This window comes from Colwellia sp. MB02u-6, from assembly GCF_014077095.1.
In the GTDB taxonomy this organism is placed as follows: domain Bacteria; phylum Pseudomonadota; class Gammaproteobacteria; order Enterobacterales; family Alteromonadaceae; genus Cognaticolwellia.
In genome coordinates this window covers 116,810-139,160 of sequence record NZ_JACGVG010000034.1, presented here as the reverse complement: position 1 = coordinate 139,160, position 22,351 = coordinate 116,810, and the positions used below count along the sequence as shown (strand labels likewise).

Sequence of the window (22,351 nt, the reverse complement as noted above, 5' to 3'; positions counted from 1 at the left end):
GATTGATTATCGTGGCAACAATCTAATTAGCCGTTTGCTTTCAATTAATAATATTCTTTTATATACCCATAAGCTCTATCAAACAGCACTTGGTCGGTATGTAACTTATACTTTAGTAAAGCCTTGCGTAGTGACTTTTGTACTTCACGTTCGCCGCCTGTGGTGGTTTGCCAGCCAGGAAAACGGACGACCCGTACTATGGCATCTATGTCGGCGACTATGCGTTCTACTACTGCGGGTGTTTGGTCATCTTTTAGCTCTAAAAACAAATCTGTTAGTGCTGATTTTGGTGTTTTTTCTTGACGTTCTGCATCTAGAACTTTTTCAGCTTGAACAGTTTCTTTGGCAATTTTGCACAATTCTTTAACAAAATCGATAGAGGCTATTAAGCCTTTTTCAGCTTTATCGCGTAGCGCTTCTAAGCGTTCACTTAGAGATTTAAATGCGGGCAAATCGCCACGGTCTTTAAAGCGTTTCGCTAATTCCTTTTCAAGTTGCTTAATTTTACGCGGATCGGGGTTATTGAAGATATTCTCGATAACATCGGCATCAAGTACAAACTCTTCTAGGTTATGTACTTCACCCACATGAATATTGTCATGAATTAACTGCATGGTTTGTGCGCCAAGGGCTAACCACAATAACTTACCAATATTGTCAGAGGCAGGCTTCACTGACTCGTATACCTGCGCCAGCCATTTATAGTCTCCGTTGTATGGGTCAAGTATGGGATCAGGCGATAACGATTCCCAAAGCTTTGCCAAGTACTTAAAGTCTAAGGCAAAAGCATCTTTCTTCTCATTGTTAGCAATAGCATTTTGAGCGGCTTCTAAGCCCTCAAAACCTTCAAGCTTTCGGTCTACGTCAACAAAGTGAGTTAAAGCATCTTGCATCGCTTGCGGTAATTTTTCACGTAATGCACTTAAGTTAGAGATCACTTGCTTAACGCTTTCTTCATCAAACTCTAGTGCTTTGGCGGCATCATCAAACACACCAAAATAATCAACAATACAGCCGAAGGTTTTCTTTGGATATAAACGGTTAGTACGGCAGATAGCTTGCAATAAGGTATGATCTTTTATCGACTTATCCAAATACATGGTTTGCAGTATGGGTGCATCAAACCCTGTTAATAATTTAGCGGTAACAATAAGGAATTTTAGCTCTGACTGCGCATCATTAAATTCATCTACTAGCTTTTCTTGCTGACTTTTATCTACGCCCCACTTTTGTTTAAAGTCAAAGTCATCATTTGCGGTGGTAGAAATAACCACCTTGCTGGCGCTTTCTGGAAAATGTTTATCAAGCTCTTCTTTGTATTGCACACAAGCATGTCTGTCTGGCGTTACTATCATCGCCTTAAAGCCATGCGGTTCAACTTTATCCATAAAGTGAATAGCGATGTCTTCTACAATTTTTCCAACCCGTTCAGGCGCTTTTAAAAATGCTGCCATTTTTGCAGACTTTTGATTTAGCGCATCGGCTTCTTCATCACTCAAGGCGGCACTTTCTTTGAATTCGGCAAAGGCTGTATCCAATGCGGCTTTATCTACATGCACATCCACTAAACGTGGTTCAAAGTGTAATGGCAACGTAGCTTCGTCACGAATCGAATCATGGAAGGTATAACGCGACATATAGCCGCCTTTATCTTCTTCTGCACCAAATGCCCAAAAGGTATTTTTATCTGCTTTGTTAACTGGCGTACCGGTTAAACCAAACAAAAAGGCATTAGGTAATGCAGCACGCATTTGTCGGCCTAAATCCCCTTCTTGGGTACGATGCGCTTCATCGACTAATACAATGATGTTATCGCGCAGGTTCATATTAGGTTTAGCATCCCGGAATTTGAAAATCGTTGAGATAATTATCTTACGGGTATCGCGCTCTAGCATTTGTTGTAATTCTTTAATGCTATCGGTTGATTCAACATTGGCAACATCGGCAGCATTGAAGGTGCCGCTAATTTGAGTGTCTAAATCGGTTCTATCGACCAATACAATAACGGTTGGGCTTTTAAGCGCAGCAGCACGGCGAAGTTTTTGTGCCGCAAATACCATTAGTAATGATTTACCTGAACCTTGAAAATGCCAAATTAAGCCTTTTTTAATTTTACCTTCAATAACCCGCTGAACAATTTTATTCGCGCCTTCATATTGCTGAAAGCGTGGTATTACTTTAATGCGTTGTTTCTTTTTATTGGTGGTAAACAACGAGAAGCTACGCATAATATCAAGCAAGCGAGCTGGGCTTAATAAGTCAGTTAGTTCTTTACCAATCTCAGCTAAGCCTAATGCTTTAGAGATTTGATTGTCACCTTCTTCAATACGCCAAGGTGCCCAAAATTCTAGTGGACAACGTATTGCACCATAAAAAAGCTCTTTGCCTTCGGTGGCAAAAGATAAAATATTAGGGACAAACAATTGCGGTACGGCATTTTCGTAAATGCTATGCACCTCATGTGCACCATCTAACCAACTTACTGATGGTCGAATAGGTGTTTTAGCTTCACCCACCACTACAGGAATACCGTTAATCATCAATACAACATCGGGTATTTTGGTTTCGCGGTGATGAATACGGAATTGGTTAGTTACCACATAATCGTTACGGGTTAAGTCGTCAAAATCGATTAGGTTTACGGGTACATGACGATTATTTTCGCCAAACGGCATAGTTTTTTCGCCTGTCATCCAAGCGAAAAACTCTTCATTGGCTTTTACCAAGCCGACTTGATTTACCGAAATTAAAATAGCACGGAGTTTATGTATTACTTCATCAGCCAAATGTGGGTTAGTTTCAATCTCTGGGTTAAGGCGAACTAATGCCTTAACTAATACAGATTCAACTAACACCTCGTTAACTCCACGACCTAGTTGCTCTGCCGATTGGAATTTCCATTGCATTTCTGAGTCTAGAGCATATTGACCATGGGGATCTTTAACTTGGTTACCCTCCGGTAAAGAGTTTAAATTAACGCCACTCATTTGTTGGATGATGTAGTGTTCCACACTATTTAATTCGGTAAATCCCATACCTAAAACACCTCATTCACAATACTTTTCAATAATGATTGGGAGCTTGTAGTAACAAGCTCTAAGTTTGCTTTATTCAATAATATTTTTTTAATTTTAGCTTCCATTCTTAATTTAAATTCCTTAGTCGGTATAGGAACCTCTATGTCATAGAACATTTTTGGGTCCACTCTTTTATGGCTATTACTGGTTCCTTGAACCAAGCGTAAAATCTTTTGAATAAAAGGATGGGACTCTAAATATGCAGTTAAATATAACATCGGTAAATCCTCTGTGGGTCTTATAGGTAACCACTCCGTAGACCCCAATTTCATATTCCCTTCACTTTTAGTGATTGCCCAAACTTTAGGAGTATTAGGGTTTAACTTACTAAACAAAATGACATCATCATCAATTACTAACTTATTACTTTTAATCGATGATGCAATTACTCTTTCAGGAACCTTTTTATCAATAAATGAAGGTAGACTATAATGTAAAACTTCTTCATCCTCTAAGTCTTGAGGTTTTACTGATTTTAATTTTTTTGTATACAAAGAACCAAGTTTGACTTTTTTATTCGACTTGTTGCTATATTCATTAATTAGGCTTTTAGCGATACTTTTCTCTAAAACCTTTAGTTTTTCAAGAGTACCTAAGTTTGCTTGAATTTGCTGATCCGCTGAAAAAAATAAACTGGCTAACTCATCCTGCACACTTAGTGGAGGCACTAATACTTCTAGTTTCTCTATATCTCGCCACCTTACGTGTGGATTGGTTGATCCAATAATTGATGATATTGAGTGCTGGTAAAAATGCTCACTATGAAATAAAAACTTTAAAAACTCTGTTCGAGCTAGTTTTTTGTTCACTTCCAGCGTTAATGTTTTTTCACCACAAATCCCCTCAAAATGAGCAATCGCAGTCCTCTTAAGATGAGGGTTTCTAGTAGGAAATAGAATTTGTCCTTTTCTAAATATTTTATAAAAAGTAGGGGGTAATTCATCTCCATTTTTTTGAGATGCCCATCGTTTTATATGTAATGTCTCCGCGTCTAAATGTTCAACTTTTAAGTACTTGTCAAATCGACTACATGCTTTTTCTTTATCATTTTCTTCTTTCTTAAGTAAAAGCTTTGCGATTGAGTATGTTTTCCATGATGATTTATCTAAATTCATACTGACTTACCTCCCTCTAAGTGATCAATTAAATCATTCATAGATTTATTATACTTTATGGATTTATTGCTCCATTCCTCTAGGGTTTCTTGAAAGCTTTTTTTCGAACCATCATCACCTCTTGTAGATTTAACGTAGTTTGTAACAAGTAAAGAGCTGTCATTTTTTATAATTTCAACATTAGAAACAACGCGAGCAAAACCATCTATATCTTTATATTCACTATAGGCCCTAAAAATTTTGTCTATATGATGTTCCAACAAATATGATATTGTTTTTTCATCTTTAACTTCATCAAAAGCATTAATAAATAGGATTTTACCTTTCTTATTTTTATCTTTATTAGTTCTTCTGATAAGTAACGCTGACTCCATTGCTGAGTTATAAAAAAGATTTTTCCCCAAAGCAATAACACATTCAACAGTGTCTGTTTCAATCATTTCTCTACGCATTTTCTTTTCACTGTCTCTAAAAAGAATACCGTGAGGCCAAAGTTGTATACAACGTCCATTTTCCTCATTCATACTCTTATGTATATGCTGTTCAAACGCATAATCTGCACAATTTTGAGGAGGGGTACCCCATAAATTACGCCCATAAGGATCGTTAACAAAAGTATCTCTATCCCAAGACTTAATTGAGTATGGCGGGTTAGCTAAGATGACATTGAATTTTTTTAGTTCATCGTTTTCGAGTAAACCTGGATTAGTTAAAGTATCACCGCGAACGATATCGAACTCTTCAATACCATGCATAAACATGTTCATACGGGCAATAGCTGAGGTAAGTAGGTTTATTTCTTGGCCATACAATTTTAGGGTGCGATATTCTTTACCTTCATCTTTTAAATGCAAGGCACAGTTAAGTAATAATCCCCCAGAACCACAAGTAGGGTCGTAAACTGACTCGCCTGGTTGTGGGTCCATGATCATAGTCATCAACTTTACTACGGTACGGTTTGTATAGAACTCCGCTGCGGTATGGCCGCCGTCGTCAGCAAATTCTTTAATGAGATATTCGTAAGCGTTACCGAGTTTATCGTCAGGCACGTTTTTTAAGTTAAGCTTGTGCTGAGAATAATGCTCAATAAGGTCTGTGAGCATACTATCTGAAAGACGCTCTTTATTGGTCCAACTGGCATCACCAAAAATACCATGCAAAGTATCTGGGTTTGCTTGTTCAATGGCTCGCATAGCGTTTTGCAGTGCTAAACCAATGTTAGTGGTAGTTTCACGAACATCAGTCCAATGCGCACCTTGGGGTATTTGAAAATGATGATTTTCAGCAAAGGCTGCGTATGCAATATCACCATCACTTTCTGCTAAGGCACTTTCAAACTCTTCATCGTAAACATCGGAGATACGTTTAAAGAACAATAACGGAAATATGTATTGCTTGTAATCACCCGCATCTATAGTGCCTCTGAGCGCTGTGGCTGCACCCCAAAGGTATTTTTCTAACTCTTGTTGGGTCATCATGCTTCGAACTCCAACGCGCCTGTTTTCGTTGAGACGTTCAGTACTTTAATAAGTTGCTCTTTTAATGTTGCTCGACGTATTTCCATAAAGCCCAAGAAATCTTTGAAATCTAGGGATTGATCTGTTCGTATGTGATTTTGATTTAAGAAATTATTTTTACCTACATCATCTTGGTAATTTTCAACTAACCATTCAGTAAACGGTTTATCACTTTTCTCTGTATTAGTTGTTCCATGTAGCAGTTGAATATTTGGCAATAAATTGCATTGCTCGATGTATAAATTAATTTCATCTTCACTTAAACCTATTTTTCTTAGATTTTTCTTTTTAAATGCTGATTGAGGGTGAATATGGTCTTGCTGATATTTATGCGTGTAATTAAGCCCTGGACAAATCAGTGTTAATGCAGCATAAGACTTTGGCTTGCCGTATTTAAGATCAAGTATGTTTTCAATATCATCCTCAGAAACTATTAGTGATCGTGAACGCCCTTTATAGTGCTCAATAATTTCAGCAAGCGGGAACTTACCGATATTATTATTTATTATTTCTCTCAAGACAGGGTATATTCCATCAGTAGATGAACTAAATGTACCTTTTAACGTAACTCGAGCAAGCCATTCCTTAATACTATTACGATCTTCTTTATGGTCTTTAGAGTGAAGTATTTTTTCTGCACATTTGTTTTTGTAGATAAAGTGCGCAATTGGAACAATGATGTTCGTTGATAATAAATTATCTTTGCAATAGCCTATGTGTGATATAAGTTCTACAGAGGCTCTGATTGATTCAGATATAAATTCCCAGTTACTTTCGATTTTCTTCATATTTTCTTTGGTGAAATTATCTGATTTAAATTTCACGTCAAAATCTTCAAGCACTAGACATGCCTTTAAAATATTATCCTTTGTAAATGAAAACCCATCACCGATACGATTTATTTCATCTACAAAAGCATGAATTTCTTCTCGTGCATCTTTATCCCCCCACTGCGCAGTAGCAATTGAAAGTAGTAAATCTGAATAGCTAAGTTTAGTCCCGCCACTGTTAATACGAATAAAGATTTGTAATACTTTATCTAAGTCTTCACTTTCTTCTAAATAAGCGCTGATTGTACCTTTTTGATGAATAACATTATGAAACTCTGTCAATGAGCGTAATGCAAATTTAGTACATTCAGTAGGGAACTTAGAACTATCTGTCAGGCCTTGTTCCATTAGGTAACTCATTACAGCAGTAGTATCATTAAAATCTAAGATATCAGCACATAAAAACCAAAAATTTTCTTCCTTTGATTCTGCTCCCTGCTCTGTTAGAAACTTGAAATTGTATTCGATTTCCAATTCATCTGATGGTTTCAAAAGGTTCAAATAGAGTTTTTTGGGTGGGTAAGCGCTTTTACTGTCACGACGAAGATATGGCAATTTTTTAGAAAAAGTTCCCGTTAAAGCTACGTAAATTGAAGTCATTCTTTGTTGACCATCAAGAATAGCCGTAACATCCTCATCATTTGTCAATTCAGCTTTTCGATTATGGCGACAGTTTTTTTCATGATAATTATTTAAAAACTCATAAAACTGAAAATCCTGTACTTTTTCTTTATCGACTCGCCAAAACAAAAAAGTACTAATAGGATAATCTCGCATCAGTGAATCGAACAATGTTTCGATTTGTTCTGTATCCCAAACGAACTCACGCTGTATTGAAGGTAATACGTAATGGCGCTTTCTGATATTATTTATTACTTTTTTAATTGTAATCGGTGTTTCGTAAGCCATTATAAAAATCCCTTTAATATTTGTTTAAATTTATCTTCAGCTTCTTGGCTAGCTTGCCACGCGGCTTTCAAGTCACTCATCGCTTCTTCTACTGATGGCAAGCTATCTTCAATGATTTTTTCCACGTAAAGTGGGATGTTTAAATTAAAGTCGTTTTCTTCTAAGTCAGCTTTAGAGGCTACTTTTACGTAGTTTTCTACGTCTTGATAATTGTGATACCAATCGTAAATTTGTTGTACGTGGTTTGGTTCAAGGAAGTTTTGTGCTCGACCTACTCGGATTTGGTCAGAGGCATCAATAAACAATACTTTACCTTTCTTGTCGGCAGATTTATTTTGCTTAAATACCATCACACAAGCGGCTAATTGCGTACCGTAAAATACGTTAGGACCTAAACCAATAACAGCTTCTAGCATGTCTAGCTCAAGTAATAGCTTACGAATTTTACCTTCTGCGGCTTTTCTAAATAATGTTCCATGAGGTAATACTACCGTCATGCGGCCAGTGCTGTTCATGGACTTAACCATGTGTTGCACCCAAGCCATGTCACCATTACCTTTTGGTGGTACGCCAGCAATGTTACGTCCGTAGGGATCATTAGCCCAGTTTTCAGCGCCCCACTCTTTAAGTGAAAATGGTGGGTTGGCAATAACGCAGTCAAACGTTTTAAGGCCGTCTGCTTCAAAAAAAGCAGGGTGGCGTAAAGTATCACCACGCAGAATTTCAAAATCTTCAATGCCATGTAGGAACATGTTCATTCGAGCAATTGAGCTAGAGGTTAAGTTTTTCTCTTGGCCGAATAGTTTAAGTGTTCGGTAATCTTCGTTGTTATGTTTAAGGTGGTCAACACACTCAAGTAACATACCGCCCGTGCCACATGCAGGGTCGTAAATGGTTTCACCTTCGTGTGGGTCTAATATCAACCCAAGCAAATGCACAACCGAACGAGGTGTATAGAATTCACCGGCCTTTTTATTGGTTAAATCAGCGAAGTGTTTAATTAGGTATTCGTAAGCATTACCGAGCATATCAGGGTCAACTTTTTGGTTACCTAATGTGTATTGAGAAAAGTGCTCGACTAAGTTGATGAGTAATGCATCTGAAAGCTTATTTTTATTGCTCCACTGCGCATCACCAAATATGCCATAAAGGAATTCTTGATTCGCTTGTTCTATGCCGCGTAGCGCATTTTCAATTGCAGCACCTACGTTGGTGGTAGTTTCGCGGACATCTTGCCAATGGCAACCTTCAGGTATTTCAAAACGATGAAACTCTGGCAAGGCTGCGTATGCTTCATCACCATCTGATTCTTCAAGTGCTATACGATATTCTTCATCGTAAACATCAGAAATACGCTTAAAGAAAAGTAACGGGAATATGTAAACTTTAAAATCAGAAGCATCGACTGGACCTTTTAAGATCCAGGCCGCTTTTGATAGGTATTGCTCTAGTTGGGAGAGTGTTATTTTTTCACTTGTCATATATTGAATCAATCTAGTTAATGTGGTTTATGTAAGTTGATATAGCTTAAAAATGAGACTTTGATGCCAAGCTTTATTTGCACTATATGACCTGTTCATGAGTTTGATTTACATGACTCGTTTGATGTTTTAACCATGACGACTATTGTCCTTCTTCCCTGCTCATCGAGATAATAAAATTTATAAATTGGTCCTAATTTTTTCTTTCAATAAACAATGCGACCAATGATTGATTGATATAATAATTACTTCTACCTATTTTTTCTTTATGTAGCAAGCCTATATCAACTAATTGTTCAAGATATTTGGCTGCTGTTAACCGGGTAATACTTAAGTCATTCATCACAAATTCAATTTTTGTATAGGGATGATTAAATAAGTTATTCAGTAATTCTTGGCGATATATCTTAGGTAGCTCACTACGAATTTTTTGTTTAAAGTTACGCATAAGCACTTTGATATTTTTAATCATCTCGATTGTTGCTTTAGCCGTTTCAGCTATACCTTCTAGCATATATAACAACCACGGTTCCCATTCACCTGTTTCTCGCACCGCTTGCAATTGTTGATAGTAATCTTTTTTGGTTTCAATTAAGTAGCGACTTAAGTAAAGCACGGGTAGGTCAAGCAGGTCTTGCGCGACCAGATAGAGCATATTAATAATACGCCCAGTTCTACCATTGCCGTCATAAAATGGATGAATACTTTCAAACTGATGATGGATTATTGCCATTTTAACTAACGGGTCAGCACTGCATAGCTCATCATCATTGATATATTGCACAAGATTATCCATTAAGCGCTCAATATCTTGCGGATGCTGCGGTGGTGTATAAATAACTTCAACGGTTTGTGCGTTTTTAAGCTCAGTACCTGGTAACTTACGTAACCCTGCTTTGTTGCGCTCTAACGTTTGTTGAATAGCCAAAATATCAGCTAGCCTAATTAAACCGGAACCTCGAACTAATGCAAAACCTTGCCTTAACGCTATGGCGTAATCTTGTACTTCTTTGGTTGTAGGGTTTAACGCTGCTTCAGTTAATAGCTCAGCCTTAAATAATTCATCATGAGTGGTAATAATATTTTCAATTTCAGAACTATGTTTAGCTTCTTGCAGTGTCAGCGTATTGATCAGAATGGCTTCATTAGGAATGGATTCTGCCACCCCTTTTAATTCAGCGAGATAACGGTGCGCTATGGCTGTTTTTTTTAAGACCGCTCGAGTTTCCCAATGTTCGATATTGGGTAAAGGCAATTCAGCTATTGGTAGGCTCATTATCCGATCTTTTGATATGTATATAAAAAAAGATAGTTTATACACATAATTACAACATGTATAGAAAACACAAATATTTATACACATAACAGTGTCATGTATAAATATCTCAATAATTTATATAAGTTAAAAACCACTACTTTTTCAATAAAATTAAGCATGCATTTTACCATACGTCATTGTTTCTAAAATGTGTGTTCAAAATTCATATGATTTTTAAGAGGAGCTCTCCTAAAAATAATAACACCTTGTATTTTAATGTTTTAATTTTTTATCATTGTTTTTATATGAAAAAAAATCTGAAAATACAACTGCGAAAACTGCGAAAACTGGGTGCGAAAAATTGCTAAAGTGCGAATAATAGATATTAAAAAATTGTCTCATTAATTATTCTTAATTCATTTACTTAACATTTGGTGGGTAATTAATGGGTCAACGAGTAACTTCTCGTTTAGCACATTACCTTTATTATTAGGCTTTAGTTTGATGACATTACATAAATAACTGTTAGCAGGCTTATTATGCTCTTTAGTGTGGTTTTTAATAAGATAGCTTAAGCGGTATATTGCTGGATTAATTGAGGCTTTATCTCCTCGGTATATAACATAATAAGGCTTATCAACAAAGTAGACGCTGCCTTGACAATGTTGTATCCAGTCAGTCTTAAGTTGCGTTAGTATGTTATGAGGGAGCATAGCTTTATGACCACTTAACAATAATGCTAAATGATAATGTTGTTTGTCAGATTTATTTTGTTCTCTAGCGCAGAAGTAACCCACTTTGCATTGATATTGCTTTTCTAGCTTAGAAATAAACTTGTTTAGAAATATACTCATAACTTTATTATCAGCACTGAAATCTACTGGGTGCAAATCGATTCTGACTATGAATACTCTTGAGTAATAATACAGCATTGTTTGACATAATCGAAATAACCTGTCTAATGCCACTTTATTGAGATCTCCCTTTTTAGGTTTATAAACATTATAGGAATGATTTAAGTAGGCGAAAAGAAATGAATTTTGTTTAGTTATTTTAAATATCATAAGTTAAGTTTTAATTTAGAATACTGATTAATTAATGACTAAAGATCTGGTCTTATATTATTAAAAGTCCGCTGAAAAAATTTAGACAATTTGGTCTATAGAACCTGATAAAATAAGGAATTTGGCAATTTTTAAGCTTTATTTTAATGCCTTAGCTGTGTCAAAGTGCGTCATCGAAAGGTATAAAAAAAGCAGGTTCAAATACCTGCCTTTAGATAAGCGATTATCGCTAACGTGATAAATTTCGGCTCAGCCACAATTGAACATCTTTAAACCTCCATAATGATCTTCCGTTTTGTATAACTGCAGGTAACAGAAACTGTCTACTCTTAACGCGACGGGCAAGTGTAGATCTACTGACATTTAGTAACCTTTGAACTTCTGGTTTTTTGAGCATACGATTTTCATCAATGTATTGTTCAATCGGGTCTGAATATGATGTTTTCATTACATATTCACCGAGTTAACCACTTCTCTTGAATGGCACCATTCCAAAATTTCAGAAAGTAACCACCCACAAGAGCTTCCTTCAGGATTCAAGCGCCTGCGTTTCGGAAATAATCCCTTTTGTTCTAATTTCCATGCGGATGTTCTAGAAAGGGATGTAATAGTTTTACGCTCTGCCTCACGCACTATGCGATCTGTATTTGATGTACTCTGATGTTTATACATGTTTACTCCTGCTTATTAATATTTCGGAGTAATTTTGCCTAACACAGAGAATTGTGAATATAAGACTGGAGTGCAGACGTCTTTTTATACTTACTAAGCATTTGATATAAATAAGTTTAATTTATTTATTTGTATATTTTATTGTATTTCATATTTTTTTAAAATTCTTTCGATTGTACTTTTTGGGTAGTCCCTTTCAAATAGCTCAATAAGCTTGTTATACCTGGGACTTTTTAAGGATGGGCACCCATTAAAATCCAAATTAAGATTAGATATCCAAGTACCTATAGTTTTTGGTTCAGGACAATTAAGTTCGAAATTTGCGAACGCCTTAAGTTTGTGATTTTGTCCAGTATTGGTGAATTTTTGGATTATAGCGTGTATAGCTCTCGCTAACGTAGCTGGTTTAGGCTTGTTGAAGTTAGGATTTGCATCTATGTAGAGCACCATTGATTTAACTAACTTCTTAACAGATTCCGATTTTTTAGCTTTCTCAATACCTCCCTTTTTAGGATAAATAACATTACTATCATAGCCATTAGAAGCGTGATCGCCTAAATTAATACTTTGGTCATGCCCACCTAATTGATAGGCCATCATTGTATTTAGAAATGAATATTGATCAAATAAATGTAAATCGATTGGCTCCCTGTTTTCGATCTGAAAATAAATGATTTTCAAACAACCAGACATTGATTCCATGTTAATTTGAGCACTACCCATCTGTGTCGGTCCTGTTACACCATTGCTTTCAATTTCTAATGGATAACCGGTAGCAATAATGTCTTTGGTCCTTTTCTCCATCAACCTTAAAATATTGTTACCTGGAAAAGGTGAGCTCTTTACATTTATTAACTGTTCGCTATGCAGAGTGTTATTAGATTCACTACCTTGTTCTTCAACATGGTATAAGTCAGGAAAAATCAGCCTTTTTCTTGCAAGTTCTAATTCAAGTTTTCTCTTTTTTTTGGTCAAAACAAGGTTCCCTGTGTAATATGATAAAGTATTGACCTAATCATTAGCTATCCTGAAAAATGAAGTGACATTTGATAAATCATTCACTATAGGGTTAATTAAAATAGAAAGTTTTGTTAAAGCTTCCGTGCGTTCATCCAAGTAATCATAGCGATCATAAATTCCTGTGGTGCCTTTTATTTTGTGATTTAAACAACGTTCTGCAATATCCTGTGGTATGCCTGTTTTGGATAATAAACTACGACAAGTTCTTCGCAAATCATGCACCGTAAAATGTTCAACGCCGGCGTTACCCAATAAATTAGGATAAGGCTGTTTATTACTATCGACTTTCTTGCCAAACATTTTTGCTAGTGCATGATTCAAGGTATCGTCAGAAATATAACCCCGTCGCTTACTCGCCCGCCTTGCTGGAAATACATATTCTGAACCTGCCGATTTCACTTTTAATTCTCTAAGCCAATTCAAGACACTTTCAGTTAACGGTATGGTTATAGCTACCTTTGTTTTGCTCCTTTCTAATGGTAAATACCATAATTGCTTATCGAAATCGATTTCTTGCCATCGAGCCCCAATAAGCTCACCTTTGCGCACACCAAGACTTACTAAAAGAGCAACAGCTAAATAGTTATCACGAGTGAATATGTGAGCATGTTGACGAAATATTCGAAAAACGATCCCAAGTTCTTTCATATCAAGAATACGTTCTCTGCTTTTTTCTGCACCGCCAGCATCTGATACTTTAAAAGCACTTGCCGGATTAGCCGTTGCTAAATCTAATTTACAAGCGTGATTAAACAGTTGTTTACAGTAAGCTAAAGTATCGTTTGCTATCGATGGGCGGTCACTACTTGATACTTTTTGAATTATGGCTCTAATATCGCGAGCGTTGACCTGGCCTATTGCCAAGTCACCAATAAGGGGTTTGATTTCCTTATGGTAGATTCTTTTCGGAATATTGGGATATTTTAATCTTTTTGATAGCTCTTGATACCAGTCATCAAATAAATGATTAACCGTTTTAATTATTATTTCATTATCTCTTGCTCGTTCAGCAAGTGGATCATTACCAGCTCTTATTTGTTGCATAATAAGTGCAGCTTCTAATTTTGCATTTACTAAAGGCATATTTGGATATTGCCCGCCGGCGATACGCATAAATTTTCTTTTACCATTAATGAGATATCGAACTTCCCAGTAAGCTTTCCCCACTGTTTGCAATCTAATATATAGTCCATCTCCTATTGATTTTCTGGTTGCTAAGCCTTTGTTAATAAGTTCTCTAACCTGCTTGTCATTCATAAATACGATTACCAATGGTTACTAAAATGAAAATAAGAAGGTCAAGGGTGGTTACTAATGAACTTAGTAACCCTTTTAGTAACCACTTATTAGTTAACTTTACGGAACAGTATAGAACAAGAGAAAACAAAAAGCCCCACAAAAGTGAGGCTTTACAATGAATTATTAACAACAAGAAACAAGGAGGAACGCTATTCTATGTTCTGGATCTGCTCGCGCATCTGCTCAATTAACACTTTTAACTCAACCGCTGAGTTGGTGATATCGGCATTAATCGATTTTGAACCTAAGGTGTTTGCTTCGCGGTTAAACTCTTGCATCATAAAATCTAAACGTCGGCCTTGTGCGCCACCTTTTTTCAATATGCTGCGGGTTTCTTTTACGTGACTAAATAGACGGTCAATTTCTTCATCAACATCCATCTTTTGCGCTAGTAATACCAGTTCTTGCTCAACACGTGATGATTCAAGTTCAATATTGGCATCAGCAAATTTGTCGGTAATGCGCTTACGTTGCCATTGAATAATTTCTGGCATGTGGCCTTTGACTATGTCGGCTTGCTCAATGATGCCATCTAAGCGCTGCTCGAGAAGCATCTTAAGGTTTTCCCCTTCATCGGTACGAGCAACAATAAAGTCTTTTAATGCTTGGTCAAAACCGGCCAGTACTTCTGCTTGAATGGTATTCATGTCAGCTTCTTCCGCTTCCATCACACCAGGCCAACTCATAATTTCAACGGGGTTTACCGTCGCGTTATTAGCTAAACTTGAAATAGTATTGGCATGGGTCATTAATTCGGCAGCTAGCTCTGCATTTAATGTGATTTTACTTTTTTCTGCTGGGTTAGCATTAAAACGTAAATTACATTCTACTTTTCCGCGATTTAATTGCTTGCGAAATCGTTCTCTTAGTACTGGCTCTATGCTTCTAAATTGCTCGGGTAAACGAAAATAAGTTTCGAGGAAACGTTGATTAACAGAACGGATTTCCCAAACGGCATTGCCCCATTCGCCCTTAATTTCATGGCGTGCGAACGCTGTCATACTATGGATCATTGAGTTTCCTAAATTTTTTAAATTAACATTGTAGTGAATTATGCCCTAGCTACTACTGGGTATCTACATTAATAAGCTGTAGCTAGCGAGATCATGGTGGCAATATACCCGCTCCACGTCAATATTAAGTCTTTGCTTGCTGCCAGCGCGCTTTAATATGGTCTGCAACCCGAAACGAGTTGGCATAAATAGTAAAGGTGTAAGGCACACTGCCGCCTGTTGGCATAAACGAGGCGTCGGTAACAAATAAGTTTTCAACCTCATGTGTTTGGCAATTTTTATTCAATACTGACGTTTTAGGGTCATGACCAAAACGACAACCACCCGCCATTAAGTTGGTCGGTGGCGAACTGCTCACCGATGATGAAACGTTGCTTGCGCCCATTTCTATTAATAATTTTTCAGCTTTTTCAGCAAGATATTCACCTACATCTACATCGTGGTTATGCGCGCCAATACGGACTTTCGCCACAGGGTCACCCCACTTATCGGTGACGTCATCATCTAACGCAACAAAACAATTATCGGTTGGCAACCAGTCATTAAACACTTCGAAACGGAGTGTTTTATAGCTGGTGAATTCAGTTTTTATGCTTTGTTTGAGTGCTTCACCCCAAAGTAGTGTTTCACTATTTTGGCTTTCATCATATTGCCACTGTGTGCCTTGCGCACGCGAAATAGGATTTTGATAAAACAAGAAATCTATGGTGCCACCTTTGGCTTTTCCGTCACGATTAATGCCGGTAAAAGCTTTATCATCAATTTGATACCAGTCTTGTAAAGCACGGTTAATAAAAGGCCCTACTTGGGTAAGTTGTGTTTTTTTCTCGTCGGTTAAGTCTTTATAAAAGAAGTCACCACGACCCGTTCCACCGGCACTAAAAACTAAGTTTTTACCGACTTGGCCAGCATTATTGGCTAAACCGTTAGGGAATTTTTCGCCTTTGGAAGCCAATAACAAACGTGAGGTTTCAATGGCTTGGCATGCCACTACATAATATTTAGCCTGAACAGTTTTTTTACGTCCTGCTTGGTCATAATAGTGCACACCAGATATTTCACCTTGGCTATCGGTCGCAATGTTATACACTTTTGCATGGGGTGTTATGGTGCAATTACCCGTAGCCACTGCGTGGTTCAATAATGCCGCTCGGCCACCGCCTTTCGCACCTGACGAACAACCATAACTGCTGCAATAACCTGAATATTCACAGCTATTTCTGCCCATTGCCGGTTGAGACAATATCGCTCTCGGCACTGGCACTGTGTGATAACCTATTTTTTCTGCACTTTCGTCTATCCACGATGAAATGGCATGTTCAGCCAACGGTGGGTACGGAAAATCGGTTGAACGAGGTTCTTGATGTGGATGTGCAGTGGCTCTGCCTGATACACCAACCACCTTTTCAACTATCGCGTAGTAAGGTTCTAGCTCATCATAACTAATCGGCCAGTCAACGACATTTGCGCCTTTAATGGCACCAAATTCAGTTTTCAAACGAAAATCTACCGGCTTTAAACGATGAAAGTAGCCACTCATAAAATTTGACGAGCCGCCAACTACGGTGCCATTCCAAAAGCTCCAACCCGATTCACTGGTTGCTTCGCCTTGCCAAAAACTTTCACCTGCGGCGTTTTCATATTCTTCTTCTATAACATGCTGTTCGTCTTCAAGTTTAGGGTTGTAAGCATCACGTAAGCTAATCGCAAGTTCATCTTTATAAAACTCTTTCTCTGTTAGCCAAGCGCCTTTCTCTAGCACTAACACTTTAGCGCCTGCATTGGCTAAGGTATAAGCCACTGGTGAAGCGCCTGCGCCACTACCCACTATACAAATATCATATTTCATGCTTTTCGAGTTCCTATTTTCTTGCCTATATATTGCTGATGGCTGACAATTTTTGTGCTTGTTGTCTTGGAAATCGGCGCTTTGCTACTCAGCACAATAGGTTGTTTACCGGGTAACTCATAATAACGCTGCCCAGCTTGAGGTAAGGGAAAACCCGCTTGATGATCTAACCATTGCCAACCTATACCATTAGGATTACCACCATAACTTGGCGGTGTCAGCATGGCCTCGAAAATATAGCTCACTAAATTACTTAACCAATTTTCGCCCGCGCGTGAGCGACTAATAGCCCGCAATATTTTTTCTTTTTCATCAAAGCTTAATAGCACAAAATTTTTCTGTAATTCACTGTTGCTGAAACCATTTAGCCAGCCAACGCCTTTATAAATAAATTCAATTTCATCGTTGTCGGTGGGCTGTTGAAACACTACATTGTATAAATACTGTGTTGCTTGAATTTCTTTTGCACTAGGGCCCGTTGGCGACTCAGGTAATAAATGCGCAAGTACCGCTTCAAGGGTTAACCAAGGGTCAGTTTTCAATACCTGGGCAAATTGCTCACTAGCCAGTGTTGACCAAGCACGTAATGGCATAGCGGCAACCATAGTCGCGCCAGCTGCAGATTTTAGTGCACTGCGCCTGGAAACTTTCTTTTGTAGCCATTTGGGCGTGCAAAAATTTTCATCAAAAAATGAGCTCACTCGCAACATTGCTTTGTTCGTTGTTTGCTTTCGAACCATGGCGTTAACCTTTTGTACTTGAGTCATTTAAATTTTCCTTATTATTTTTCATCTGCCATTTTGCTAAAAAAGTCAGCCAGTACTGTGCAGAATACTGCAAGTCGTCAAGTAATTCAGCGGTATCTTTAGACAACAACATTTGGCCGGTATTGGTTGAAACATACATATGTGGGTAACCTTGCACAGGTGGCAACGACTTCATAAAAGCTTCGTTTTCATTGCTGTCACTCACGCTTATTTTAAGCAGGACATAATTATCATGTAGTGCTTGATAAATTTCAGGATTTTTCGCTAGAAAAGCATCCATTTTATGACACCAAGTACACCAATTGCCGCCAATTTCAATTAACACATTTTTGTTACTGGCTTGCGCGATGGCAATGGCTGCTTGCGCGTCTTTGAAAGGATCACGCTTATCATCATAAATTTTACTGTATAACGGCAATTCGTTTGCAGTGGCAATAATTGACTGGTGTGCAGAAGCTTGCGCACTTGCTGGACTGGTGAACAGTAAACTTGATAACAATACACTGGCTAACCATAAAACAATAAACAGCTGAAATTTCATAAATTCTCTCTACATCAATAATATTCAATGGCAACTAACAACAAACCCACAATACAGTGACCTTATATTAATTAACTATATTTCAAAATACTTGTCACGTCATTATGTCAAATTGCTATCCGAACGATTATAATGCGCAGCAATTATACTATGATAGGAAATGCAACATGCGTCCAAGCGGCAGAACTTTAGGGCAAATACGTCCTGTAACCATTACGCGTCAATTTACCGCTCATGCAGAAGGCTCAGTGCTTATTGAGTTTGGTGATACCAAAGTTATATGTACCGCTACAGTCGAAACCGGTGTACCACGTTTTATGAAAGGCCAGGGCAAAGGTTGGATCAACGCTGAATACGGCATGTTACCTCGCTCTACTCACACGCGTATGCGTCGCGAAGCTGCCAATGGCAAACAAAGTGGGCGTACCTTAGAGATTTCTCGTTTAATCGCGCGTTCATTGCGTGCTGCTGTTGATTTAGCTGCACTCGGTGAAAACACTATTACGATTGATTGTGACGTTATTCAAGCTGACGGTGGCACACGTACCGCTTCAATTACCGGCGCTTGTGTCGCTTTGGTTGATGCATTAAACCATATGCGCGCTAAAGGTATTATCAATAACAATCCCCTTAAGCACATGATTGCCGCTGTTTCTGTTGGTATCTATAAAGGTGAAGCGATTTCTGATTTAGAATATGTAGAAGATTCAGCCGCGGATACTGACATGAACGTGGTCATGACCGAAACCGGCAAGTTAATTGAAGTGCAAGGCACAGCCGAAGAAGAACCGTTTAGTTTTGATGAAATGCAACAAATGCTAGCACTTGCTAAGAACAGTATTAATGAACTGTTTGATATTCAAAAAACTGCTTTAAATTAAGCCAGACAGGAGCTAATTATGAAAGATTATCAACGTGAATTTATTGAATTTGCTTTAGCTAAACAAGTGTTACGTTTTGGCGAATTCACCTTAAAGTCAGGCCGCATTAGTCCTTATTTTTTCAATGCGGGTTTATTCAATACCGGTGGTGATTTAGCCCGTTTAGGACGTTTTTATGCCGCGGCATTGCAAGACTCTAACATTGACTACAATTTGTTGTTTGGCCCTGCTTACAAAGGCATTCCTATTGCCACTACCACAGCCGTTGCACTTGCTGACAGTTACAATATTGATATGCCTTATTGCTTTAACCGCAAAGAAGCTAAAACCCACGGTGAAGGTGGTAGCTTAGTAGGTTCGCCCCTTCAAGGTAAAGTGATGCTGGTTGATGATGTAATCACCGCAGGCACTGCCATTCGTGAGTCAATGCAAATCATTCAGGCTCACGGTGCTGAATTATCCGGTGTACTGATTGCCTTAGACCGACAAGAAAAAGGCCAAGCAGAGCTTTCTGCCATTCAAGAAGTTGAGCGTGACTTTAATACCCAGGTCATTTCTATTGTCACCTTAGCAAACTTAATCAGCTACTTGGAAGAAAAACCAGACATGACTGACAGCTTGGCTAGCATTAAAAAATATCGTGAAGATTACGGTATTTAAGTAATAAATTAACTATTGCTATAGTCAGCAAATGGTATGGTCACCAAACGTAAAAAGCCTGCAAAATTGCAGGCTTTTTTGTTATTAAAAATCGTCTCACAGGGTCAGCGTTCACTAGGCCGTTAACTCGAATTGATAGCTTGCTGATTTTGCATAGGCTTGATTAATAGTAGCGTAAAACTTTTCAATGCGGCCCGCTCTTTCATCAACCGCTAATGGTCGGCTTGGCACTAAGGCTTCTTGCGCTGATAAAGTTTGGGCAATTTGACGATCGAAAGCGTTACTGCTGTCATTATTTTCAAAGCTACTATCATTTTTCAGCAGCTCTTTATCAGGATATAACTGACCTAACTGCAGCTTAGCCTCAACATGGTCAGCGCTGATATTTGTTAACTCGGCCTGAGCCTCTAAAATAATACTAGCCGCCAAAGCAGCAACGCGAATATCTTGTGCTGATGGATTAGCCGGTGCTAAGGCAGCCGCTTGCACTTTATTCATTTTAGCAATGGTCTCTGTAGGCTCACCTGCAATGGGCGTTAAATCGACAGAGACTTCACCTGAAACAACATATTTTTTACCATTTGGCCCAATTTCATATGAATAAGATGGCGCGCCAGTAAATGAACCACCAACTCCAGCATGAGCGTTTTCATGATTACGCACCGCTTTATCGCGACTTTCCAAGCTGCGAATAATTTCTGTATTTACCAACTCTTCCACTCTTGATTGTTGGTCACGACTTGAAGGTGTTGAATCTCCAGAGCCATCGTTATTTTGCTTGTTAGCCTCTTGTTCTGAGTGCTTTGCTGAGTCTTGCCCTGAACTGTTGCCTGAGCCATTACCTGAACTATTGCCAATAACATCGTTAGCGAGCTCAGCTTGTTTACGTAAGCTGGCAAAATCTACTTGCTGATTGTTTTGTGCGGGGGTGCGGCCACGCTCTTTGTCAGAAGCCGGACCTTTTTCGGCAGCTGATTGACTCGATGGCTCAGGTTTTGTGATGACTTCTCTTTGCTGATTTTCACGACGTAGGCTATCTGTCTGCAGGTTTACCGCAGTTTGTATGGGTAGATGAGTGTTTTGTGGCGTGATATTCATAACCGCTAAACGGTAACGTCCAATAACGAGCCTAAGTTTTCATCGGCTGATTGCAGAATTTCAACAGACGCCTTCGCTTGAAATTCTGCCACACGTAGATCTATGAGAGACTGCGTTAGCTTTACCGGACTATCACCCTTTTGTTTAGTTAGCTCGTTAACATTAGCCACAGGAGCATTAGTTGCTTGAGCGACGCCATAAGATTCAGCCGCTAGGCTGGCACTAGACGCTATATTTTCGGCGGATTTATAAACATCTTCATTAGCTTTTTGAAGGCCTTGTACACCAAGATTAAAGGCGGATTGAATTTCCACAAAATACTCCTCAATGATTACTGACACTTACACTGTACTTATACTCTGTACTTATCTGCTAAATTTACGGTTCAACTTAACATCTAGCTACCTGCTTAATTATCAACCAAAAGTGTTAAAAAGTAAACCGTTACTCTTTAACTAAGATGTTCAGTTAACCAGCTTTGCAATATCGCTAAAAACTCAGCCTGATGGGATATAAATGGCGCATGTGAGGCTTGTTCAAATATATAACTTTGGCTGTGAGGGGCAAGTTGATCAATTAAGGCAATAACTTGTTTGGGTACTAAACCATCAAGCTTGCCGTATAGGCGCAAAAATGGCTGATGAATATTTTGTAGCTGCGCAGACAAATCTGAGCTTTCTAATAAACTTAATGAGTCGTCTAACACCTGTCGCGTAGGCTGTTCATATTGCATAACTAGCTCGCGAAGTTTTTTAATGTCTTGGCGAATATGTGGACTACCCATGGCTTGAATTTTCAAAAAATTACTAATAGTTTTTGTCGTGTCTTGGGCAAGTTGTTTGTGGAACAACGCCAAAACACTTGCCTTAACGCCTGGCCAATTATCTTGTGCTACAAACTGTGGTGAGCTCGCCACAGTGACTAGCCCTAATACTTGCGCTGGATACTTAATAGCCATTTGACTGGCAACTAATCCCCCTAAAGACCAACCAATATAAACTGCCGGTTTAGCTACCGCTTGTACAATAGCCTCTGCTATCTCAACTAATGAATATTGAGCCAGTTGTACTGATTTATTAGTCGCAAAGCCTGGTAGATCTACCGTGATCACTTGAAAGTTTGCTTGGAGCTGCGCTAAACACGGTTGCCAAACAGCCGAGTTAAGGCCCCAACCGTGGATGAATACCAAAGGAATACCTTGGCCTTGGCTCGCAATTTTTAATCTTTCTGCCATGCTATTTTTCATGCTTAGTGTGCTCAATATTTGGTAGGCGCACAGTTTAACCAAAGGAAGCTGAAA

Annotated in this window: 19 protein-coding genes; 2 read left to right on the top strand and 17 right to left on the bottom strand. The window is 38.3% G+C overall.

From position 1 onward, the window contains the following. Positions 1–44: 44 nt before the first annotated feature. The 14 genes from H4J46_RS09325 to H4J46_RS09260 form a co-directional block, all read right to left on the bottom strand. Positions 45–3,035: a type I restriction endonuclease subunit R gene (locus tag H4J46_RS09325; RefSeq protein ID WP_182233227.1), complete on the bottom strand. Its 2,991-nt coding sequence runs from the start codon at positions 3,033–3,035 to the stop codon at positions 45–47. A 2-nt stretch (positions 3,036–3,037) separates the two neighbouring features. Further along, positions 3,038–4,192 carry a restriction endonuclease subunit S gene (locus H4J46_RS09320; RefSeq protein WP_182233226.1) on the bottom strand — a complete coding sequence of 385 codons (1,155 nt, stop codon included), beginning with the start codon at positions 4,190–4,192 and terminating at the stop codon, positions 3,038–3,040. Continuing rightward, complete coding sequence (locus H4J46_RS09315; RefSeq protein ID WP_220462987.1) at positions 4,189–5,670, bottom strand: class I SAM-dependent DNA methyltransferase; 1,482 nt, start codon at positions 5,668–5,670, stop codon at positions 4,189–4,191. Before H4J46_RS09315 ends, H4J46_RS09320 begins: the two co-directional genes overlap by 4 nt. After that, positions 5,667–7,448, bottom strand: a complete 1,782-nt coding sequence (locus H4J46_RS09310) for a DUF262 domain-containing protein (protein WP_182233225.1) — start codon at positions 7,446–7,448, stop codon at positions 5,667–5,669. The genes H4J46_RS09315 and H4J46_RS09310 overlap by 4 nt, the downstream gene beginning before the upstream one ends. Beyond that, a complete protein-coding gene (locus H4J46_RS09305; protein ID WP_182233224.1) occupies positions 7,448–8,929 on the bottom strand; it encodes a class I SAM-dependent DNA methyltransferase in 1,482 nt (493 codons plus the stop codon). The genes H4J46_RS09310 and H4J46_RS09305 overlap by 1 nt, the downstream gene beginning before the upstream one ends. Positions 8,930–9,122: 193 nt before the next feature. Beyond that, on the bottom strand, positions 9,123–10,205 hold the full coding sequence (locus H4J46_RS09300) for a Fic family protein (RefSeq protein WP_182233223.1): 1,083 nt from the start codon (positions 10,203–10,205) through the stop codon (positions 9,123–9,125). Between the two features lie 398 nt (positions 10,206–10,603). Then, a complete protein-coding gene (locus H4J46_RS09295; RefSeq protein WP_259365781.1) occupies positions 10,604–11,119 on the bottom strand; it encodes an inovirus Gp2 family protein in 516 nt (171 codons plus the stop codon). 579 nt (positions 11,120–11,698) lie between these two features. Then, positions 11,699–11,923: an AlpA family transcriptional regulator gene (locus H4J46_RS09290; RefSeq protein WP_182233221.1), complete on the bottom strand. Its 225-nt coding sequence runs from the start codon at positions 11,921–11,923 to the stop codon at positions 11,699–11,701. A gap of 138 nt (positions 11,924–12,061) precedes the next feature. Next, positions 12,062–12,898 (bottom strand): hypothetical protein, encoded by an 837-nt coding sequence (locus H4J46_RS09285; RefSeq protein ID WP_182233220.1) that lies wholly within the window; start codon positions 12,896–12,898, stop codon positions 12,062–12,064. Positions 12,899–12,934: 36 nt separating this feature from the next. After that, positions 12,935–14,200 carry a site-specific integrase gene (locus tag H4J46_RS09280; RefSeq protein ID WP_182233219.1) on the bottom strand — a complete coding sequence of 422 codons (1,266 nt, stop codon included), beginning with the start codon at positions 14,198–14,200 and terminating at the stop codon, positions 12,935–12,937. A gap of 191 nt (positions 14,201–14,391) precedes the next feature. Next, positions 14,392–15,255: a YicC/YloC family endoribonuclease gene (locus tag H4J46_RS09275; RefSeq protein WP_182233218.1), complete on the bottom strand. Its 864-nt coding sequence runs from the start codon at positions 15,253–15,255 to the stop codon at positions 14,392–14,394. 124 nt (positions 15,256–15,379) lie between these two features. Next, positions 15,380–17,104, bottom strand: a complete 1,725-nt coding sequence (locus H4J46_RS09270; RefSeq protein ID WP_182233217.1) for a GMC family oxidoreductase — start codon at positions 17,102–17,104, stop codon at positions 15,380–15,382. Then, on the bottom strand, positions 17,101–17,871 hold the full coding sequence (locus H4J46_RS09265; RefSeq protein WP_182233216.1) for a gluconate 2-dehydrogenase subunit 3 family protein: 771 nt from the start codon (positions 17,869–17,871) through the stop codon (positions 17,101–17,103). The genes H4J46_RS09270 and H4J46_RS09265 overlap by 4 nt, the downstream gene beginning before the upstream one ends. Beyond that, the gene (locus H4J46_RS09260) at positions 17,849–18,412 is read right to left on the bottom strand and encodes a thioredoxin family protein (protein ID WP_182233215.1); all 564 of its coding nucleotides are present in this window, start codon (positions 18,410–18,412) and stop codon (positions 17,849–17,851) included. Before H4J46_RS09260 ends, H4J46_RS09265 begins: the two co-directional genes overlap by 23 nt. A 167-nt stretch (positions 18,413–18,579) precedes the next feature. On the opposite strand from H4J46_RS09260, the gene rph reads away from it, so the two are divergent. Both rph and pyrE read left to right on the top strand, forming a co-directional pair. Then, a complete protein-coding gene (gene rph, locus H4J46_RS09255; protein WP_146879660.1) occupies positions 18,580–19,293 on the top strand; it encodes a ribonuclease PH in 714 nt (237 codons plus the stop codon). Positions 19,294–19,311: 18 nt separating this feature from the next. Next, positions 19,312–19,953, top strand: coding sequence for an orotate phosphoribosyltransferase (gene pyrE, locus H4J46_RS09250; protein ID WP_182233214.1), 642 nt, complete (start codon positions 19,312–19,314; stop codon positions 19,951–19,953). A gap of 114 nt (positions 19,954–20,067) precedes the next feature. On the opposite strand, the gene H4J46_RS09245 is transcribed toward pyrE, so the two are convergent. From H4J46_RS09245 to bioH, 3 genes are all read right to left on the bottom strand, one after another. After that, a complete protein-coding gene (locus tag H4J46_RS09245) occupies positions 20,068–21,051 on the bottom strand; it encodes a putative metalloprotease CJM1_0395 family protein (RefSeq protein WP_182233213.1) in 984 nt (327 codons plus the stop codon). A 5-nt stretch (positions 21,052–21,056) separates the two neighbouring features. Beyond that, entirely contained in the window at positions 21,057–21,365 is a 309-nt protein-coding gene (locus H4J46_RS09240) for a hypothetical protein (protein WP_182233212.1), read from the bottom strand. Between the two features lie 137 nt (positions 21,366–21,502). Next, a complete protein-coding gene (gene bioH, locus H4J46_RS09235; RefSeq protein WP_182233211.1) occupies positions 21,503–22,297 on the bottom strand; it encodes a pimeloyl-ACP methyl ester esterase BioH in 795 nt (264 codons plus the stop codon). Positions 22,298–22,351 lie beyond the last annotated feature (54 nt).

Excerpts from the sequence above, each read along its gene's own strand:
- H4J46_RS09325 (WP_182233227.1), bottom strand. The coding sequence starts at position 3,035 with ATGGGATTTACCGAATTAAATAGTGTGGAACACTACATCATCCAACAA.
- H4J46_RS09320 (WP_182233226.1), bottom strand. The coding sequence starts at position 4,192 with ATGAATTTAGATAAATCATCATGGAAAACATACTCAATCGCAAAGCTT.
- H4J46_RS09315 (WP_220462987.1), bottom strand. The coding sequence starts at position 5,670 with ATGATGACCCAACAAGAGTTAGAAAAATACCTTTGGGGTGCAGCCACA.
- H4J46_RS09310 (WP_182233225.1), bottom strand. The coding sequence starts at position 7,448 with ATGGCTTACGAAACACCGATTACAATTAAAAAAGTAATAAATAATATC.
- H4J46_RS09305 (WP_182233224.1), bottom strand. The coding sequence starts at position 8,929 with ATGACAAGTGAAAAAATAACACTCTCCCAACTAGAGCAATACCTATCA.
- H4J46_RS09300 (WP_182233223.1), bottom strand. The coding sequence starts at position 10,205 with ATGAGCCTACCAATAGCTGAATTGCCTTTACCCAATATCGAACATTGG.
- H4J46_RS09295 (WP_259365781.1), bottom strand. The coding sequence starts at position 11,119 with ATGCTGTATTATTACTCAAGAGTATTCATAGTCAGAATCGATTTGCAC.
- H4J46_RS09290 (WP_182233221.1), bottom strand. The coding sequence starts at position 11,923 with ATGTATAAACATCAGAGTACATCAAATACAGATCGCATAGTGCGTGAG.
- H4J46_RS09280 (WP_182233219.1), bottom strand. The coding sequence starts at position 14,200 with ATGAATGACAAGCAGGTTAGAGAACTTATTAACAAAGGCTTAGCAACC.
- H4J46_RS09275 (WP_182233218.1), bottom strand. The coding sequence starts at position 15,255 with ATGATCCATAGTATGACAGCGTTCGCACGCCATGAAATTAAGGGCGAA.
- H4J46_RS09270 (WP_182233217.1), bottom strand. The coding sequence starts at position 17,104 with ATGAAATATGATATTTGTATAGTGGGTAGTGGCGCAGGCGCTTCACCA.
- H4J46_RS09265 (WP_182233216.1), bottom strand. The coding sequence starts at position 17,871 with ATGACTCAAGTACAAAAGGTTAACGCCATGGTTCGAAAGCAAACAACG.
- H4J46_RS09260 (WP_182233215.1), bottom strand. The coding sequence starts at position 18,412 with ATGAAATTTCAGCTGTTTATTGTTTTATGGTTAGCCAGTGTATTGTTA.
- rph (WP_146879660.1), top strand. The coding sequence starts at position 18,580 with ATGCGTCCAAGCGGCAGAACTTTAGGGCAAATACGTCCTGTAACCATT.
- pyrE (WP_182233214.1), top strand. The coding sequence starts at position 19,312 with ATGAAAGATTATCAACGTGAATTTATTGAATTTGCTTTAGCTAAACAA.
- H4J46_RS09245 (WP_182233213.1), bottom strand. The coding sequence starts at position 21,051 with ATGAATATCACGCCACAAAACACTCATCTACCCATACAAACTGCGGTA.
- bioH (WP_182233211.1), bottom strand. The coding sequence starts at position 22,297 with ATGAAAAATAGCATGGCAGAAAGATTAAAAATTGCGAGCCAAGGCCAA.